This window comes from Sphingomonas sp. NBWT7 (assembly GCF_014217605.1).
GTDB lineage: Bacteria > Pseudomonadota > Alphaproteobacteria > Sphingomonadales > Sphingomonadaceae > Sphingomonas.
Map to the genome: position 1 here is coordinate 134,627 of NZ_CP043639.1, position 18,589 is coordinate 153,215.

Consider the following 18,589-nt stretch of genomic DNA (forward strand, 5'->3'; position numbering starts at 1 on the left):
GGCGTGGACGCCAAGCGCCTCATCACCGACCCTCTGCTCGCCTGGTACGATCAGCACCGGCGCGCGCTGCCGTGGCGCGCACTGCCGGGCGCGGCGCCCGACCCGTATCGCGTCTGGCTGTCCGAGGTGATGCTGCAGCAGACCACCGTGGCGACGGTGCGGCCGCGGTTCGCGGCGTGGGTGGCGCGCTGGCCCGACGTGGCGAGCCTCGCGGCGGCAGAAGAAGCGGACGTGATGGCCGCGTGGGCGGGGCTTGGCTATTATGCGCGGGCGCGCAATCTGGTGAAGGCGGCGCGCGCGGTGGTGGCGGATCACAGCGGCCGCTTTCCGGATAGCGAGGCGGCGTTGCGACGCCTGCCGGGGCTCGGCGACTATACCGCGGCGGCGGTCGCTGCGATCGCCTTCGGCCGGCGCGCGGTGGTGATCGATGCGAACGTCGAGCGGGTCGTCGCGCGGCTGTTTCGCGCCGTCGGCAAACCCGCCGTTCGCGCCGCTGTTGAGACGATCACGCCGGACACGCGCGCAGGTGACTTCGCGCAGGCGATAATGGATCTGGGATCGGCGATCTGCACGCCGCGGCGTCCGAAATGCCTGCTGTGTCCGCTCGCCGATCGCTGCGCGGCGAAGGCGGCAGGCGAGCAGGAAGCCTTTCCGGTCAAGGCAGCGAAGAAGCCGCGCCCGACACGCTACGGCACGATCTTCTGGCTCGAGCGGGAGAAGGATGACGGAAGCCGTGACGTGTTGCTTGTCCGGCGGCCGGAAAAGGGTCTGCTCGGTGGTATGCGCGCGTTGCCTACCGGGCCTTGGCTCGCGGACCGGCCCGGCCTCGTCGATGCGCCGGCAGCGGCGGCGGACTGGACGGTGCTGAACCACGAGGTGAGCCATGGCTTCACCCATTTCACGCTCGAACTCGCGCTTGCCGTGGCGTGCGTTGGCGCGCATTCAGCGACCGACGTCGACGTCGACGTGAACGGGGACGCGAGCTGGTGGCCGGTCGATCGGCTGGCCGAAGCCGGCCTGCCGACCGTGTTCGGCAAGGCGGCCGAGGCGATAGGGAGGATGCGATGCGGATGACGTGGTTTGCCGGCACGGGCGCGACGATGATCCTGCTGGCGGGCGGGCTTCACGCGCGGCAGGCACAGCCGGTACCCGCGCCGACACCGTCCACTGCATCGGCCTCGTCATCCCAGCGCGGCAACCCGATCCTGCCGGCGACGCAGGCATTGTTCGACGGCCTTGTCGCGTCGGACAAGATGCCTGGCATCGTCGGGGCGTTCGGCGTCGGCGATTTCCCGACGCAGTTCGTGTCAGCCGGTCGGATCGCCGACGCGCCGACCGCGCCTGCTGCGGGGCCGGACAGCCTGTGGCGAATCTATTCGATGACCAAGCCGATCACCGGCATGGCAGCGATGCTGCTGGTCGAGGACGGCAAGCTCAACCTCGACGATCCGGTGAGCAAGTATTTCCCCGCCTTCGCCACGATGCGCGTGCTGACGAGCCCGGACACGTCGCTGAACAGCGTACCCGCCAAAAACCCGATCCTGATCCGTCACCTGCTGACGCACACCGCCGGCCTGTCGTACAATATCTCGGCGAAGGGCCCGCTGCTCAAGGAATATGAGCGGCTCGGCATCCTGCCAGGCCAGGTCAACGCGCAGGTCGAGGTGCAGGCGCGGCGTGCGCGTCCGACGACGCTCGCCGAATTCGCCAACCGCGTCGCCAGCGTGCCGCTGATCGCCGAGCCGGGCACCAAGTGGAGCTACTCGATCGGGCTCGACGTGATGGGCGCGGTGATCGAGAAGGCGAGCGGGATGCCATTCGACCGCTTCGTGCAGACGCGGCTGCTCGATCCGCTCGGCATGCGATCGACCTACTGGAGCGTGCCGGCCAGCGCGGCGGGGCGATTGTCGACCAACTACGTCTTCGTCGGCGATACGCGCAGCCCGCTCGATCCCGGTGCGACGTCGGTATACCTCTCGCCGCCCAGCTTCCCTTATGGCGGGGCGGGGCTGGTATCCAGCGCGCGCGACTATGATCGCTTCCTCCACATGCTCGCGAACGGTGGCACGCTCGACGGGCGGCAGGTGATGAAGCGCGAGACGGCGGCGCTCGGCATGTCGAACCTGCTGCCCGCCGGCGTGACGTTCGGCGGGATCGGCGGCGGAACCGGGGGCGCGATGTCCGCCCGGATGGGCTTCGGCGCTGGCGGTTCAGTGTACCTGGAGGATACGCCCAACGGCGGACCGTCGAAGGGCACCTATGGCTGGGGCGGCGCGGCGGGAACGATCGCTTGGGTCGACCCTGCGCGAAAGATGCGAGGAACGGTGATGGTGCAATATTTCCCGGCAGAGAAATGGGGGCTGCGGCAGAGCGTGCCCGCCGCGCTCGCGCGCGATATGGCGCGGATGATGCCGCGATGATCGTACCCGGCTTCACCGGCGGTACGCTCGATCGCGCCGATCGCCTGCGGCACGATGACGATGCGCTCGCCAGCGCGATGGGCAATTGGCAGGCGCGGCTGCTCAAGCTGCACAATTATGAGCCGGAGGTGACCGACGACGGCCGGCTCGCCTGGACGATGCTGACCGAAGCGCCCGACGAGGCGGAATTCATCCTGCTCGGGCTGGAAGACGGCAAGCCGCGCTTCGCCGCCTTCGTGCCGGGGGAGGCGGCGCCCCCACCGTTCCGGTCACCCAATCTATTCGGCGTGCTCGACCAGCTCCGCCCCGGCGAGGGGGCGACGTTCGCCGCGGCGCGTAGCGTGATCGACTGGCACGCGCGCCACGGCTTCTGTGCCAATTGCGGCAACCCGACCAGGCTGTTCCGCGCCGGCTGGGGCCGCAAGTGCGGATCGTGCAAGACCGAGCATTTTCCGCGCGTCGACCCCGTCGTGATCATGATCGCCGAGCATAACGGGCGGGCGCTGCTGGGGCGGCAGCCGGCGTGGCCACAGGGGCGGTACTCCGCGCTCGCCGGCTTTCTGGAGCCGGGCGAATCGATCGAGGAAGCGGTGGCACGCGAGATCGAGGAGGAGGCAGGCGTACGCGTCAGCGGCGTGCGGTATCTGTCGAGCCAGCCGTGGCCGTTCCCTTCGCAGCTGATGATCGCCTGCGTCGGCATCGCCCAGGACGACAAGATCACGCTCGACGAGACCGAACTCGACGCGGCGGACTGGTTCACCCGCGACGAGGTGCGCGCGGCGCTTGCCGGCGACGGGCCGTTCGTCTCGCCGCCGCCGTACGCGATCGCGCACACGCTGCTGACGATCTGGGCCGCGGAATGAGCCAGGTCCGGTACGAGACGCCGGCGCCAAGGGTGGCGCGGATCGTCCTCGACCGGGCCGAGAAGCGCAATGCGCAGGGCGCGGCGATGACGCACGCGCTCGACGACGCGTTCACCCGCGCCGCGCGCGACGACGACGTGTCGGTCATCATCCTCGCGGCAGAGGGCGACCATTTCTGCGCGGGGCACGATCTGTCCGATGGGCCGCTCGATCCAGCTGCGGCGCGCGGTGCGTGGGGTGACTTCGGCGGCGCGGGCTGGGAGGCGGGCTATTCGCGTGAGCGCGCGCTATATCTCGACATCACCGAGCGATGGCGCAACCTGCCCAAGCCGACGATCGCGGCGGTGCAGGGGATCGCGATCGCCGGCGGCGTGATGCTCGCCTGGGCGTGTGACCTGATCGTCTGCGCCGAGGACGCGCGCTTTCGTGACAACAGTGCCGCCGACATGGGCGTGCCGGGCGTCGAGCTTTTCCACCACCCGTTCGAGCTCGGCGTGCGCAAGGCGAAGGAGTGGCTGTTCACCGGCGACTGGCTCGCGGCGGACGAGGCGCTGCGGCTCGGCATGGTCAACCACGTCGTACCGCGAGACGCACTGGCGGATTTCACCCTCGCCCTCGCCGAGCGGATCGCGCGCACCAATCGCTTCACGCTGAAGCTCGCCAAGGAATCGATCAACGCCGCCCAGGACCGGATGGGGCGCGCCGATGCGATCCGCACTGCTTTTGCGAACCACCAGCTGGCGCACGCACACAACCAGCTGGTGCACGGGCTGCCGATCGATCCGAGCAACCTGCCTTCAGCCATCCGCACCCGGATGGGCAGGGAGTAGCGGAACCCGGTCCCGGCTTCCTGGTCCGCAAGCAGGAATCCGGGCTCGACCCGCGACAACGCGTGCCTTGCAGCTTTCGCCAGCCCGGATTCGCGCCAGCGAATAGCCACGTCGGCTCGAGTCGAAATCGGCGCGCCTGACGATCGATGCGCCGATTCAAGGCTGCGGTGCGGGCGTTCGTCCGCCCCTCAGCTTGCCACGTTCAGTTGCTGCAGCACGAACGCGCCCCATTCGGCGTTCTGGCGGTAGCGCTCGAACCGGCCCGACTTGCCGCCATGCCCGGCCTCCATGTTAACGCGGAAGAGCAGCGGATTGGGGTCGGTCTTCATCTCGCGCAGCTTGGCGACCCATTTGGCGGGCTCGTAATATTGCACCTGGCTGTCCCACAGCCCGGTGCCGACGTACATCGCCGGATAGCCCTTTGCCGCGACCTGATCGTACGGCGAGTAGCTCAGCATGTAATCATAGTACGGCTTCTGCGCCGGGTTGCCCCATTCGTCATATTCGAAGGTGGTGAGCGGAATCGACGCGTCGAGCATCGTCGTCACCACGTCGACGAACGGCACCTGCGCCACGATCACCTTGTAATCCTGTGGCGCCATGTTGGCGACCGCGCCCATCAACAGCCCGCCGGCCGAGCCGCCCATCGCCGCGACGCGATCCTTCGCGGCATATTTCTGCGCGACCAGATAGCGCGTCACGTCGATGAAATCGGTGAAGCTGTTCTTCTTGTTGAGCAGGTGCCCGTCGTCGTACCAGCCGCGGCCCATTTCCTGCCCGCCGCGGATATGCGCGATGGCGTAGACGACGCCTCGGTCGAGCATCCCGATGCGGCCGGGATCGACCGCCGGATCCATCGACGCGCCGTAGCTGCCGTAGCCGTACTGGAACAAAGGCGCGGTGCCGTCGCGCTTGACGCCCTTTTTGTAGACGACGCTGACCGGCACCTTGGTGCCGTCGCGCGCCGCCGCCCACACGCGTTCGGTGACGTAATTCGCTGGATCGTAGCTCGGTACCGGCGCGACCTTGAGCACGCGCCGCTCGCCCGATTTCGCATTCACCTCATAGGTGGTCGTCGGGGTGACGAGCGAGCCATAGGTGTAGCGCACCCAATCGGTCTTCGGCTCCTCATTGACGTCGAGCGCCATGCGGTACGCAGGCTCGTCCGCCTTGACGGGGAGCGACTTGCCCGCCGCGTCGAGCAGGCGGATCATGCGATTGCCGCCCTCGCGCTGATCGATCGCGACGAAGCCGGCGAACGGCTTGAACCCTTCGATGAACACGCTGTCGCTGGCGGGCGTCAGGTCGCGCCACGCTGCCGTTCCCTTCGCCACGTCGGCGTCGGCGAGCGTCATCAGCGTATAATTCTTGGCCTTGAGGTTGGTGCGCAAGATCCAGCGCCCGTCCATGTGATCGGCCTCGTAGCGCAGGTCGCGCTTGCGCGGCGCGATGACTTGGAAGGCGGTGGGCGTAGCCGCGGCGGCGCAACGCTGCTCGGTGCTGACGGTGGACTGCACCACGACGCACACGAAACGATCGTCGCTGGTGCGACCGATGCCCATCTGGAAGGTGTCGTCCTTCTCCTCGTACAACAGCCGGTCCCGCGCCGCAGGTGTACCAAGAACGTGGGCCATTACCTTGTAGCCGCGCAGCGTCGTCGGATCCTTGGCGACGTAGAGGATCGTGCGGTTATCACCCGCCCAGATCACATTGGGTTCGGCGTTGGTGATCGTATCCGGCAACAGCTGCCCGGTCGTCAGATCCTTGACCTTGAGCACATATTGCCGGCGGCCGACGGTGTCCTCGGCATAGGCGACGAGGCGATTGTTGGGGCTGACGCTCCAGTCGGACAGCGCGAAGAAATTGTGCCCCTTCGCCATCGCCGGCTGATCGAACATCACTTGCGCCGGCGCAGCCTTGTCGCCCTTGCGCCGCTCGATGACGGGATAGTTCGCGCCGGTATCGAAGCGCGACTGATACCAATAGCCGTTCTTCAGATACGGAACCGAGCTGTCGTCCTGTTTGATGTGGCTCACCGTCTCGCGGTACAGCGTATCCTCGAGCGCCTTGAGCGCGGCGAGCTGCGTATCGGCATAGGCGTTCTCGGCAGTGAGATACGCCAGCATTTCCGGATTTTTGCGCGTGTCGTCGCGCAGCCAGTAATAATCGTCGGTGCGCGCGCCGTTGGGCGACGTCACCTGGAACGGCTTCTTCGCGGCGCGCGGCGGCGTCGCTTCGGTAGGAGCGGCGGTCTGCGCTAGCGCACCGGTCGAAACGGCCAGCGCAGCGCTGGCGAGCAACATCTTCCGCATCATCATCCCCACGTCGATTTGTCGCAGGTGATACGACAGGCGCGGGGCGGCGCAAGGGGTGGACGTGACGATTGTCTGCGCTCGCGCGGATCAGATACCCGCGCTTGCGCGGCGGGGACTATCCGCGCTTGCGGGCCTGGCGATAGGTGCCGAGGACGCGCACCCATTTGGAGTGGAAGCCGACCTCCTCCAGCGCGCGGTCGACGTTCTCGTCGCCCGGCTTGCCCTCGATATCGGCGTAGAAATCGGTCGCCGCGAACGTGCCGCCGCGCTGGTAGCTTTCCAGCTTGGTCATGTTGACGCCGTTGGTCGCGAAGCCGCCGAGCGCCTTGTAGAGCGCGGCGGGAATGTTCTTCACCTCGAAGATGAACGTCGTCATCCACGGACCGTCACCGATCGCCGGCTGGCCGCCGCGCGCCAGCGTGACGAAGCGTGTCATGTTGTGATCGGCATCGGCGATGTCGGTGCCGAGCAGATTGAGCCCGTAGATCTCGGCTGCCGCCGGTGGGGCGAGCGCGGCGACGCTGCGATCGCCCCGCTCGGCGACCATCGCGGCGGCGCCGGCGGTGTCGGGATAGGCGACCGGCAGGATATCGTGTGCCTTCAACCAGTGGCGGCACTGGCCCAGTGCCTGCGGGTGGCTCATCGCCTCGCGCACCTCGTCGCGCGTGCCGATGCCTATCAGCGCGTGGCGGATCGGCAGGAAATGCTCGCCGGTAATGACCAGCCCCGATTCGGGCAGCAGGAAATGGATGTCGGCGACGCGGCCGTGGAGCGAATTCTCGATCGGAATGATCGCGCAGTCGGCCTTGCCCTGCTTCACCGCGTCGATCGCGTCCTCGAACGAGAAGCACGGCAGCGGCAGCCCGTCGGGAAACGCCTCGACCGCGGCGACGTGGCTGTTGGCGCCTGGCGCGCCCTGGAACGCGACGGCGCGCTCGGGTGCGGCGGCAGCGGCATCGGCCATGCGGGCGACGATCGGGCGGGCGGGGGCGGCGAAGTTTTCCATTCTGGGTTTCGGGCGTTAAGCGAGCATACCGACCCTCTCAAGCGCGCTTGCCGTCGTGGGCACGCTTTTCTATGGGACGGCCAAACGTTTCAGGGGCGACTGCGCAAGATGGACGATCGGAACAACACGATTGCAGGCTGGGTGCTGGCTGCGTGCGGTGCTGCACTCGGGCTCTCGATCGCTGGCGGCATGATCTTCCACTCGGGCGAGGTCGAGAAGTTCGGCTATCCGGTCGAGGCGGCGGAAGAGGCCGGCGGTGGCGGGGCGGCCGAAGTGCCGATCGCCTCGCTGCTGCCGACCGCCGATGCGGCGAAGGGCGCCGACGTGTTCAAGAAGTGCGGCGCGTGCCACACGATCAACCAGGGCGGCGCGAACGGCATCGGGCCGAACCTGTACGCGACGATGGGTGAAGGCGTGGCGCAGGGCAAGGGCGGCTACGCCTTCTCCGACGCGCTTAAGAAGGTCGGCGGTAGCTGGGACTTCGACAAGATGAACGCGTGGCTGACGAGCCCGCGCAAGTTCGCGCCCGGCACCAAGATGACCTTTGCCGGCCTGTCGAACCCGCAGGACCGCGCCAACATCATCCTGTATCTCAACCAGCAGGGATCGAACCTGCCGCTGCCGGCCGCCCCGGCAGCGGGCGCGGCGCCGGCGGCGGCCGAGGGCGGCAATGCCGTCGAGGGCGCAGGCGCGGCGCCCGGCGCGGCGAATGCGGTCGACGCGGTCGAGAAGGACGTACGCGGCCAGACGGGCGACATCGCTAACACGGCGACGCCGGCGAGCGGCGCGCCGTCGGTCGACCCAGCGGCGGCGAAGCAGACCGGCAAGTAAGCCGCGCTTCAGCACATAATGAAAAAGGGGGTCGGCTCGAAGTGAGCCGGCCCCCTTTTTCATTGTTTGGGCAACGAGCGCGCCGGCGCATCACACGGGCGGCGCGGGATCCTTCTGCGCGCGTTCCTGATAGAAGCGCTGTACCACCGCCCAGCCCTCAGCGGCGGTCTCGACATAGGTGAAGATGCCAAGGTCGCGCTCCGACACGACGCCTTCCTCGACCAGCGCCTCGAAATTGACGACGCGTTCCCAGAATTCGCGGCCGAACAGCAGCACCGGGATCGGCGCCACCTTGCCGGTCTGAATCAGCGTCAGCAGCTCGAACAGCTCGTCGAACGTGCCGAACCCGCCCGGGAAGGCGGCGAGCGCACGGGCGCGCAGCAGGAAGTGCATCTTGCGCAGCGCGAAATAGTGGAACTGCATCGATAGCGACGGCGTCACATAGGGATTGGGCGCCTGCTCGTGCGGGAGGACGATGTTGAGTCCGATCGACTCGGCGTGCACGTCGGCCGCGCCGCGGTTCGCCGCCTCCATGATCGACGGGCCCCCGCCCGAGCACACGACGAAGTGGCGCTGCCCCTGCTCGTCGCGCGGGAAGTTGCTCGCCAGCCGCGCGAGCTCGCGCGCCATGTCGTAATATTTCGACTTGGCGACCAGCCGCTCGGCGACGGGGCGATGCGCCTCGTCAGCCATGTCGAGCATCACCTGCGCCTTGGCCGGCTCCGGAATGCGCGCCGAGCCGTAGAAGACGAAGGTGGAGCCGATATGCGCTTCCTCGAGCAGCAGTTCGGTCTTCAGCAGCTCGAGCTGGAACCGCACCGGGCGCAGGTCTTCGCGCAGCAGGAAATCCATATCCTGGAAGGCGAGCTTGTAGGCCGGGTTCTCGGTCTGCGGGGTGGAAATGCCGGTCTTCGCCGACTCGGCATCCTGGCGGGCGCGCGGAAAGACGCGGCTCGGTACTCTGGTCTCGGTCATTTCGGCAGCCATTAGCGGCAGAAATTCGCCTTGTCGTCCTCGAGATGCAGATGGTTGCGGTGCGCCGCATTGTAGTTGGGGCCCAGCACGGTGCCGAAGCGGCGGCATGCCGATGCGCTGACGACCGCTAGGAAACGGCGCACCTCGGGATGGGACGAGTTCCAGTCGTGCAGCACGCTGATCCGCCGCCCGTCCTTCAGCTGAAACGCGCCGACGTCGATCGCATTGGCGATCGCGTGGCCCGATCGCCGGCCCGTCCCCGCAACGTTGCGGCAGGCGTAGCTTCCCATGCTCTCGACCTTGGCAAGCTCGCTGCCGAGGATCTGATAGGCCGCCGGGGCAACCGCATTGCGTGCCCATCGCGCGTAGGTGCGTGCCTGGCCGCAGCGTACCGCGCCGAGATTGGTCGTCGGCACGCCGACGTCGAGCAGCTTCACCGTGCCGAGGATCGCGCAGCCCGGCCCGAACTGGCGATCGGGCAGGGGTTCGAAATCAACGCCTAGCTCGCGCAGATCGCGCTGGCACATCGCGGTCTCGCGCGGCGACGGGCCGTCGACCTTCGCCGTCGCTGGCCGCGTGGTGGCCTTGCGCGGCGGCTCCGACCGGCCACAGGCGGCGAGGCTCGCGACCAAAGCGAGCAGCATGACGATACGCAACACATCCCCCGTTCGCGTCGCTCAGCGGTCGGCGCTGCCGTTCCTTCCTTCGCTGCCGTCTTAAAGGGAAGCCTGCCAAGAGCAGGGGCAGGGCGAGTGGTGGCAGGAATTCGGCAAACGGTGCCGCCCTGGCGTTGTGTATGCGGGGTGCGCGCAACCCTTGGCGGTGCAGACGGTTGTCACGCGACCAACGCACGTCTAGGGCCGTCGACGGGCCACGCGGTCCCAACGCCGCGCGTGCTCTCTGTGAGGAGAGTTATATGACTGATACGACGCTCGCCGACGCGACGACTGCGCCTGCGAAACCTGCGACCAAGCCGGCGCGCCCCTATTTCTCGTCGGGCCCGTGCGCCAAGCCGCCAGGCTGGGATGCCGCCAAGCTTGCCGACGCCTCGCTCGGTCGGTCGCACCGTTCCAAGATCGGCAAGCAGCGGCTGCAATATTGCATCGACCTGATGCGCGAGCTGCTCGCGCTGCCAGACACGCATCGCATCGGCATCGTCCCGGGCTCCGATACCGGCGCCTACGAAATGGCGATGTGGACGATGCTCGGTGCCCGCCCGGTTACCGCGTTAGCCTGGGAAAGCTTCGGCGAGGGCTGGGTGACCGATGCGGTCAAGCAGCTCAAAATCGATCCAACGGTGATCCGCGCCGATTACGGCCAGCTGCCCAATCTCAGCCAGGTCGACTGGTCGACCGACGTGCTGTTCACCTGGAACGGCACCACCAGCGGCGTGCGCGTGCCGGACGGCGACTGGATCGCGGACGATCGCGAGGGGCTCTCCTTCGCCGATGCGACCAGCGGCGTGTTCGCGTACGACCTGCCGTGGGACAAGATCGATGTCGCCACCTTCTCATGGCAGAAGGTACTCGGCGGGGAGGGCGCGCACGGCGTGCTGATCCTCGGCCCGCGCGCGGTCGAGCGGCTGGAGAGCTACACGCCCGCGTGGCCGTTGCCCAAGGTGTTCCGCCTTATCTCCAAGGGCAAGCTCGCCGAAGGCGTGTTCAAGGGCGAGACGATCAACACGCCATCGATGCTCGCGGTCGAGGACGCGATCTTCAGCCTCGAATGGGCGAAGTCGCTCGGCGAGCGCGGCCTGATCGCGCGGTCGGACGCGAATGCCGCGGCGCTCGACGAGATCGTCGCTGCGCGTGACTGGCTCGGGCACCTTGCGACCGATCCCGCGTCGCGCTCGAAGACCAGCGTCTGCCTCACCGTCGATGCCGACGAAGCGGTGATCAAGAAGATGGTCTCGTTGCTCGAGGCGGAGGGCGCGGCATACGACATCGGCGGCTATCGCGATGCGCCGCCCGGCTTGCGCATCTGGTGCGGCGCGACGGTCGACACGGCGGACATCGTCGCACTCGGCCCGTGGCTCGACTGGGCCTATGCGACCGCCAGGGCGGGCTGATCGCGCTTCTTCAAACGTAGAGCCTCCACATTCTAGTCGTCGACGAAGCTGCGCTTATCCGCGCGGGTGACGGCCGTACCTAGGACAATACCCATGCCAAAAGTTCTCATTTCCGACAAAATGGATCCCAAGGCTGCGCAGATCTTTCGCGAGCGCGGCGTCGAGGTCGACGAGATCACCGGCAAGACGCCGGACGAGTTGAAGGCGATTATCGGCGACTATGACGGGCTCGCGATCCGCAGCTCGACCAAGGTGACGAAGGAGATCCTCGACGCTGCGACCAACCTCAAGGTTGTCGGGCGCGCGGGCATCGGCGTCGACAACGTCGATATTCCCGCGGCCAGCGCCAAGGGCGTGGTGGTGATGAACACGCCGTTCGGCAATTCGATCACCACCGCCGAACACGCGATCGCGCTGATGTTCGCGCTCGCCCGCCAGTTGCCAGAAGCCGACGCCTCGACGCAGGCGGGCAAGTGGGAGAAGAACCGCTTCATGGGGGTCGAGCTGACCAGCAAGACGCTGGGGCTGATCGGTGCGGGCAACATCGGTTCGATCGTCGCCGATCGTGCGCGCGGCCTGAAGATGAAGGTCGTCGCGTTCGATCCCTTCCTCACCGAGGATCGCGCGATCGAGCTCGGCGTCGAGAAGGTCACGCTCGACGAGCTGCTCGCGCGCGCCGACTTTATTACGCTGCACACGCCGCTGACCGATCAGACGCGCAACATCTTGTCAGCCGAGAACCTCGCCAAGACCAAGCAGGGCGTGCGCATCATCAACTGCGCACGCGGCGGGCTGATCGATGAGGCGGCGCTGAAGCAGGGGCTCGACAGCGGCCATATCGGCGGCGCGGCGCTCGACGTCTTCGTCACCGAGCCGGCCAAGGAAAGCCCGCTGTTCGGCACGCCGAACTTCGTCTCGACGCCGCACCTCGGCGCATCGACCACCGAAGCGCAGGTCAATGTCGCGATCCAGGTCGCCGAGCAGATGGCGGACTATCTCGTCTCGGGCGGCGTCACCAACGCGCTCAACATGCCGAGTCTGAGTGCCGAGGAGGCGCCGAAGCTGAAGCCCTATATGGGGCTCGCCGAGAAGCTCGGCAGCCTCGTCGGCCAGCTGGCGCACGGGGCGATCGATCGGGTGTCGATCCACCGCGAAGGTGCGGCGGCGGAGCTCAATCCCAAGCCGCTGACGAGCGCGGTGCTGAAGGGGTTCCTGGGCACGCAGACCGATACGGTAAACATGGTCAACGCCCCGGTGCTCGCGCGCGATCGCGGGACGGAAGTGCGCGAGATCCGCACCGAGCGGGCGGGCGACTATCACACGCTGTTGCGCGTGTCGGTGCGCACCGCCGACGGCGAACGCTCCGTCGCAGGCACGCTGTTCGGCGACGAGGCGCCGCGGCTGGTCGAGCTGTTCGGGATCAAGGTGGAGGCCGACCTCAGCGGCGCGATGCTCTACGTCGTCAACGAGGACGCGCCGGGCTTCATCGGTCGGCTGGGCACGACGCTGGGCGAGGCGGGGGTCAATATCGGCACCTTCCACCTCGGCCGGCGCCAGGCGGGCGGCGAGGCGGTGCTGTTGCTCAGCGTCGACGAGCCGGTGACGCCCGCGCTGCTCGCGACGGTGAAGGCGCTGCCGGGCGTCAAGACGGCGATGGGTCTGCGTTTCTGACCAGCGCCCGCGGGCAAAGGATGCGCGACTTAACGGTTGTCATCGCCCGCCCGACCCGCCACGGTTCCGCTCCATCGCGAAGGTGGAGCGGAACCGCCGGGGACTGAATGTGAGTGCGTTGATCTTTGCCGGGGCGCTGCTCGTCGCGCCGCCGCCGCTCGCGCAGCCGGCGCTGCCCCTTGGCCCCGACATCACCAATCTGGCCGACGTTACCGCCCTTATCGACGTTCCGCTTCACGCCGATCTGCCGGCTATCGCGCCAGTCGCGGATTTCGTTCCGGGCGAGATCGCGCCCCTCGGCGATGCTATCCCCGTCGTTGCCGGGCAGGCCCCGCCGGCATCCCCCGAAGCCGCGCAGGACATCGTCGTCACCGGACGCGGCGCATGGGAGGCGCCGGATCCCTTTGCCGACGTCAATACCGCCGCGTTCGAAGCAACGATGGCGGTCGATAGCGCGATCCTCGCGCCGCTCGCGCGTAGCTACAAGAGCATCCTGCCAAAGCCGGTGCGCGACGGCATCCACAACTTTCTGTACAATTTGCGCGAGCCGGTGGTGGCGCTCAACTTCGCGCTGCAGCTCAAGATCGGGCGCGCGCTGGAAACGGTCGGGCGCTTTGCGATCAACACCACGATCGGCATCGCCGGCCTGTTCGACATGGCGAAGCGCAAGCCATTCAAGGCCAAGCGGCGCAGCAACGGCTTCGCCAACACGTTTGGCTTCTACGGCATCAAGTCGGGCCCGTTCCTGTTCCTGCCGATCGTCGGCCCAACGACGCCGCGCGACCTGATCGGCGGCGCGCTCGACCGGTTGCTGTTCCCGTTCGTCTATGGCTCACGCATCACCAAGCCGGAGTTCGCCGTGCCGTTTGCGGTGCTCGGCGCGCTAGATCACCGCGCCGAGTTCGACGATACGCTGAAGCAGCTGCATGACGGCCAGTCCGATCCCTATGCCCGCTCGCGCGATTTCTACCTCCAGCGTCGGCAGAACGAGATCGACGAGCTGAAGGGGAAGGCGCCAAAGAACTCGAGCCCGATGTCGGAAGCGCCGACCGCGCCGATCGTGGTGCGCGAACGGTCCGGCACGACGCTTGAGGACGCACCTGCAACCCCAGAGGCCGCCCCGCCGCGCTGACGGCGCGTCGCGCATCTCAGCGCACGTCTTTTCCCGTTCCGGCTTCCAAAGTAGAGGCGCCGCATGACCCGTACCAGCCTGCTGCCCGAAGGTTTCCGCGATTCGCTGCCGCCGCACGCCGATGGGGCCGCGGCGGTGGAAGCGCATGTCCTCGGTGTGGCGCACGGCTACGGCTATGAGCGCGTCGATCCGCCGCTCGCCGAGTTTGCCGACGGCCTCGCGTCGCGGTTGAAGGACGGCGGGCTGTTCGATGCGGTGCGCTTTGTCGATCCGGTAAGTCAGCGGACAATGGCAATCCGCCCCGACATCACCGCGCAGATCGCGCGGATCGCGGCGACGCGCATGGCGCACCATCCGCGCCCCGTCCGCCTCAGCTACGCCGGATCGGTCTTGAAGCTGCGCGGCGGCGCGCTGCAGCCCGAGCGCGAAACGCGCCAGATCGGATGCGAGCTGATCGGGCTCGATACCGTGGCGGCGGCACGCGAGGTGGTGACGGTAGCGGTCGAGGCGCTCGCCGCGGCGGGCGCGCAAGGTGTCTCGCTCGATTTCACGCTGCCCGATCTGGTGCCGACGCTGGCTGCCGGCGCGTTGCCGATCGACGACGTCGACCAGCTGCGCGACCGGCTCGATGCGAAGGACGCGGGCGCGGTGGCACAGATCGCGCCCGCCTATCTGCCGTTGATCGAAGCGGCGGGCCCGTTCGACAGCGCGATCGGCCGGTTGCGGCAATTCGACGTGGCGGGGGTGCTGGCGTCACGGCTCGATGCGCTGGAGGCGATCGCCGCCGCCGTCGGCGACCGGGCGACGCTGACGCTTGACCCGACCGAGCGGCACGGGTTCGAATATCAGACGTGGCTTGGCTTCTCGCTGTTCGCGGAAGGATCGCCGCGCGAGGTTGGGCGCGGCGGCACGTACACGCTGATGCACGAGGGCGGGGCAGAGGAGGTGGCGACGGGCTTCTCGCTGTACGCCGCGTCGATCGCTGGCGCCTATGCCGGCGCGCGCCGCCGGCTGTTTCTACCGGTCGGCACCCCGCCCGAGACCGGTGCGGAACTGCGCAGCGCGGGATGGGTGACGGTCGCCGCGCTCGAGCCGGGCGACACGCCCGAGGCGCAATTGTGCACCCACGTCTTCGCCGGCGGCCAGGCGCGGCCGCTCGGCGGTTGACAGTGCGCGGCCCGCGCCGCTACCGGCGCGGCGCACATTCCAGCCATCCCCCACGTGCCGAGTCCTGTCGAAGGGCGCGCGGGGTCATTCCGGCAGGGGAGCAACCGTATCCATGGCGAACGTAGCGGTGATCGGCGCCCAGTGGGGCGACGAGGGCAAGGGCAAGATCGTCGACTGGCTGGCCGAGCGCGCCGACATGGTGGTGCGCTTTCAGGGCGGCCACAATGCCGGGCACACGCTGGTCGTCGGCGAGAACGTCTACAAGCTGTCGCTGCTGCCGTCGGGAATCGTGCGTGGCACGCCGTCGGTGATCGGCAACGGCGTGGTGCTCGATCCCTGGGCGCTGCGCGACGAGGTAGCGAAGCTGGGCGAGCAAGGCATCGCGATCACCCCCGATACGCTGCGCATCGCCGATAGTTGCGCGCTGATCCTGCCGTTTCACCGCGATCTCGACGGGCTGCGCGAGGATGCGAGCGGCGCGGGCAAGATCGGCACCACGCGGCGCGGCATCGGCCCGGCGTATGAGGACAAGGTCGGTCGCCGCGCGATCCGCGTGTGCGATCTCGCGCATCTCGATGATCTCGCGCCGCAGCTCGACCGGCTGACCGCGCATCACGATGCGCTGCGCGCGGGGTTCGGCGAGCCACCGATCGATCGCGACCGGCTGATCGCTGACCTGCGCGAGATCGCCGACTTCGTCCTGTCGTTCGCCAAGCCGGTGTGGCGCGATCTGAACGAGGCGCGCGCACGCGGCCGCCGCATCCTGTTCGAGGGCGCGCAGGGCGTGCTGCTCGACATCGATCACGGCACCTATCCGTTCGTCACGTCGTCGAACACGATCGCCGGTACGGCGGCGGGCGGTTCCGGGCTTGGACCGGGTGCGGTCGGCTTCGTGCTCGGCATCGCCAAGGCCTATACGACGCGCGTCGGATCGGGCCCGTTCCCAACCGAGCTCGACGACGAGACGGGCGAGCGGCTGGGCACGCGCGGGCGCGAGTTCGGCACGGTGACAGGGCGCAAGCGCCGCTGCGGCTGGTTCGACGCGGTGCTGGTGCGCAAGGCGGCGGCGGTGAGCGGGATCACGGGCATTGCGCTGACCAAGCTCGACGTACTCGACGGGTTCGAAGAAATCGCGATCTGCACCGGCTACACGCTGCACGGGCAGGCGATCGATTATTTCCCGTCGCACGCGGCCGATCAGGCAGCGGTGCGCCCGGTGTACGAGACAATGGAGGGCTGGTCGCAATCGACTGCGGGCGCGCGCAGCTGGGCCGATCTGCCGGCGCAGGCGATCAAATACATCCGCCGCATCGAGGAGCTGATCAACTGCCCCGTTGCGCTGGTGTCGACCAGCCCGGAACGCGAGGACACGATTCTGGTGCGCGACCCGTTCGCCGATTGATTGGCGTGACGCCCGCTGCTCGATGCGGCGGGCGATCTTGCCTGACGGGCCAAATCCTGTAGCCGTTCCCGCAACATAAAGCGGGAGAGGCATGATGGCGAAGATCGTCCGCATCGGCGGCGCTGGGGGTTTCCTGGGCGACAGTTCGGTGGCCGCGCCGCAACTGCTCGCCGGGGGCGGGCTCGATTACATGATCCTCGACTATCTTGCCGAGGCGACGATGGCCCCGCTCGGCCAGCTCAAGCGGGTGCGCCCCGATCAGGGCTATGCCCGCGATTTCACCGAATGGGTGTGGAAGGACAATCTGCGCGAGTTCAAGGCGCAGGGGGTGCGCGTCGTCACCAATGCCGGCGGCGTGAACCCGGCCGCCTGCCGCGCGCGGATGGAGGAGATCGCAGCCGAGGCAGGGGTCAGCTTCCGCATCGCGATCGTAACCGGGGACGATCTGCTGGATCGCGTCCCCGCCTTCGCCGCCGAAGGCACGCCCGAGATGTTCGCCGGCACGCCCTTCCCCGATCCGGCAAAGGTGTGGACCGCCAACGCCTATCTCGGCGGTGGTCCGATCGCGGCGGCGCTTGCCGCGGGGGCCGACGTCGTCATCACCGGCCGCGTGGTCGACAGCGCGCTGACGCTCGGGCCGCTGATGCACGAGTTCGGCTGGACTGCGGACGATCATGACCGCCTGTCGGCGGGATCGCTCGCGGGGCATGTGATCGAATGCGGCGCGCAGGCGACCGGCGGGCTGTTCACCGATTGGGACAAGGTGCCCGACTGGGCGCATATCGGCTATCCGGTGATCGAATGCTACGCCGACGGCGATTTCATCGTCACCAAGCCGGCCGATACCGGTGGGCTCGTCTCGGTCGCCGCGGTGTCCGAACAGATCCTCTACGAGGTCGGCGATCCGCAGGGTTACGCGCTACCCGACGTGGTGTGCGACTTCACGCAGCTGCGCGTCACGCAGGAGGGCGAGCACCGCGTCCGCGTGTCGAATGCCAAAGGCTATCCGCCGAGCGGCAAGCTCAAGACGTGCGTCACCTACGAGAATGGTTTCCGCTTCATCGGCATCATGCCCGTCGTCGGCCGGGATGCGGCGCGCAAGGCCGCGGCGCAGGCGCAGGCGGTGATCACCCGCGTCAACGAGATGCTGCGCGACCGCAACCTGCCGCCGCTGCGCGACACCCGCGTCGAGCTGCTCGGGACCGAGGCAAGCTACGGTGCGCAGGCCAATCCGGCGCTTTCGTCGACGCGCGAGGTGATCGCGCGGATCGGCGCCGAGCACGACGACGAAGCCGCGCTCGGCATCATGATGCGCGAATTCGATTCGCCGACGACATCGATGAGCGTCGGTTCGACCGGGTGGTTCGGGGCGCGGCCGACGATCTCGCCGGTCTCGCAGGTCTTCTCGTTCCTCGTCGACGGCGCTTCGGTCGCCGCGTCGGTTTCGCTGGGCGAGAAGAGCATCGCGGTCGCCAATCCAGAGCCAGCGACTCCGTTCGCTGCGGAGATGGTCGTGCGGCCATCCGTCGACGACGGGGCAAGCGACAACGACGATTTGGTCGAGGTCGCACTGATCGACGTCGCCTGGGCACGGTCAGGAGACAAGGGCGACGCGTTCAACGTCGGGGTGATCGCGCGCCGGCCCGATCTGCTGCCGTGGATTCGCGCTGCGCTGACGGAGGAGGCGGTAAAGGCGTTCTTCGCGCACGAATTCGAGGGGGCCGCGCATCCCGAGGTCCGGCGCTACGAGTTGCCGGGCATGGACGCGATCAACCTCCACTGCATCCAGTCGCTCGGCGGGGGGCAGTTTGCGAGCCTCAGGCTCGATCCGCTGGCGAAGGGGAAGGGGCAGCAGCTGCTCGACATGAAGCTGAAGGTGCCGCGCCGGCTGGTCGCCTGACGCGGACGG

General features: G+C 67.9%; 15 protein-coding genes. 11 read left to right on the top strand and 4 right to left on the bottom strand.

Going from position 1 to position 18,589, the window contains the following annotated elements; genetic code table 11:
- Positions 1 to 3: 3 nt before the first annotated feature.
- Genes F1C10_RS00650 through F1C10_RS00665 form a run of 4 tightly spaced genes read left to right on the top strand, consistent with a single transcriptional unit; the run spans position 4 to position 4,113 of the window.
- Positions 4 to 1,074 (top strand): A/G-specific adenine glycosylase, encoded by a 1,071-nt coding sequence (locus F1C10_RS00650; RefSeq protein WP_258042993.1) that lies wholly within the window; start codon positions 4 to 6, stop codon positions 1,072 to 1,074.
- The gene (locus F1C10_RS00655) at positions 1,065 to 2,420 is read left to right on the top strand and encodes a serine hydrolase (protein ID WP_258042994.1); all 1,356 of its coding nucleotides are present in this window, start codon (positions 1,065 to 1,067) and stop codon (positions 2,418 to 2,420) included. Before F1C10_RS00650 ends, F1C10_RS00655 begins: the two co-directional genes overlap by 10 nt.
- The gene (nudC, locus tag F1C10_RS00660; protein ID WP_185207909.1) at positions 2,417 to 3,283 is read left to right on the top strand and encodes an NAD(+) diphosphatase; all 867 of its coding nucleotides are present in this window, start codon (positions 2,417 to 2,419) and stop codon (positions 3,281 to 3,283) included. Before F1C10_RS00655 ends, nudC begins: the two co-directional genes overlap by 4 nt.
- Positions 3,280 to 4,113: an enoyl-CoA hydratase gene (locus F1C10_RS00665; RefSeq protein WP_185207911.1), complete on the top strand. Its 834-nt coding sequence runs from the start codon at positions 3,280 to 3,282 to the stop codon at positions 4,111 to 4,113. The genes nudC and F1C10_RS00665 overlap by 4 nt, the downstream gene beginning before the upstream one ends.
- 188 nt (positions 4,114 to 4,301) lie before the next feature.
- Here F1C10_RS00665 and F1C10_RS00670 read toward each other — a convergent pair whose 3' ends face one another.
- The gene (locus F1C10_RS00670) at positions 4,302 to 6,425 is read right to left on the bottom strand and encodes a S9 family peptidase (protein WP_258042995.1); all 2,124 of its coding nucleotides are present in this window, start codon (positions 6,423 to 6,425) and stop codon (positions 4,302 to 4,304) included.
- Positions 6,426 to 6,543: 118 nt separating this feature from the next.
- Positions 6,544 to 7,434 (bottom strand): prephenate dehydratase, encoded by an 891-nt coding sequence (locus F1C10_RS00675; protein WP_185207913.1) that lies wholly within the window; start codon positions 7,432 to 7,434, stop codon positions 6,544 to 6,546.
- A 108-nt stretch (positions 7,435 to 7,542) separates the two neighbouring features.
- Here F1C10_RS00675 and F1C10_RS00680 point away from each other — a divergent pair, with 108 nt between their 5' ends.
- Entirely contained in the window at positions 7,543 to 8,265 is a 723-nt protein-coding gene (locus F1C10_RS00680; RefSeq protein WP_185207915.1) for a cytochrome c family protein, read from the top strand.
- Between the two features lie 90 nt (positions 8,266 to 8,355).
- Here the strand turns inward: F1C10_RS00680 and F1C10_RS00685 are convergent, their stop codons facing one another.
- Together F1C10_RS00685 and F1C10_RS00690 are read right to left on the bottom strand one after the other, a co-directional pair.
- Entirely contained in the window at positions 8,356 to 9,240 is an 885-nt protein-coding gene (locus F1C10_RS00685) for an LOG family protein (protein ID WP_185207917.1), read from the bottom strand.
- Positions 9,241 to 9,251: 11 nt separating this feature from the next.
- The gene (locus tag F1C10_RS00690) at positions 9,252 to 9,899 is read right to left on the bottom strand and encodes an extensin family protein (RefSeq protein ID WP_258042996.1); all 648 of its coding nucleotides are present in this window, start codon (positions 9,897 to 9,899) and stop codon (positions 9,252 to 9,254) included.
- 257 nt (positions 9,900 to 10,156) lie between these two features.
- Here F1C10_RS00690 and F1C10_RS00695 point away from each other — a divergent pair, with 257 nt between their 5' ends.
- From F1C10_RS00695 to F1C10_RS00720, 6 genes are all read left to right on the top strand, one after another.
- Positions 10,157 to 11,308 (top strand): phosphoserine transaminase, encoded by a 1,152-nt coding sequence (locus F1C10_RS00695; RefSeq protein ID WP_185207919.1) that lies wholly within the window; start codon positions 10,157 to 10,159, stop codon positions 11,306 to 11,308.
- A gap of 93 nt (positions 11,309 to 11,401) precedes the next feature.
- Positions 11,402 to 12,979 carry a phosphoglycerate dehydrogenase gene (gene serA, locus F1C10_RS00700; protein ID WP_185207921.1) on the top strand — a complete coding sequence of 526 codons (1,578 nt, stop codon included), beginning with the start codon at positions 11,402 to 11,404 and terminating at the stop codon, positions 12,977 to 12,979.
- A 109-nt stretch (positions 12,980 to 13,088) separates the two neighbouring features.
- Positions 13,089 to 14,111: a VacJ family lipoprotein gene (locus F1C10_RS00705; RefSeq protein WP_185207922.1), complete on the top strand. Its 1,023-nt coding sequence runs from the start codon at positions 13,089 to 13,091 to the stop codon at positions 14,109 to 14,111.
- 63 nt (positions 14,112 to 14,174) lie between these two features.
- Positions 14,175 to 15,278 (top strand): ATP phosphoribosyltransferase regulatory subunit, encoded by a 1,104-nt coding sequence (locus F1C10_RS00710; RefSeq protein ID WP_185207924.1) that lies wholly within the window; start codon positions 14,175 to 14,177, stop codon positions 15,276 to 15,278.
- 112 nt (positions 15,279 to 15,390) lie between these two features.
- A complete protein-coding gene (locus F1C10_RS00715; protein WP_185207926.1) occupies positions 15,391 to 16,680 on the top strand; it encodes an adenylosuccinate synthase in 1,290 nt (429 codons plus the stop codon).
- A 94-nt stretch (positions 16,681 to 16,774) separates the two neighbouring features.
- Positions 16,775 to 18,580 (top strand): acyclic terpene utilization AtuA family protein, encoded by a 1,806-nt coding sequence (locus tag F1C10_RS00720; RefSeq protein WP_219729769.1) that lies wholly within the window; start codon positions 16,775 to 16,777, stop codon positions 18,578 to 18,580.
- Positions 18,581 to 18,589 lie beyond the last annotated feature (9 nt).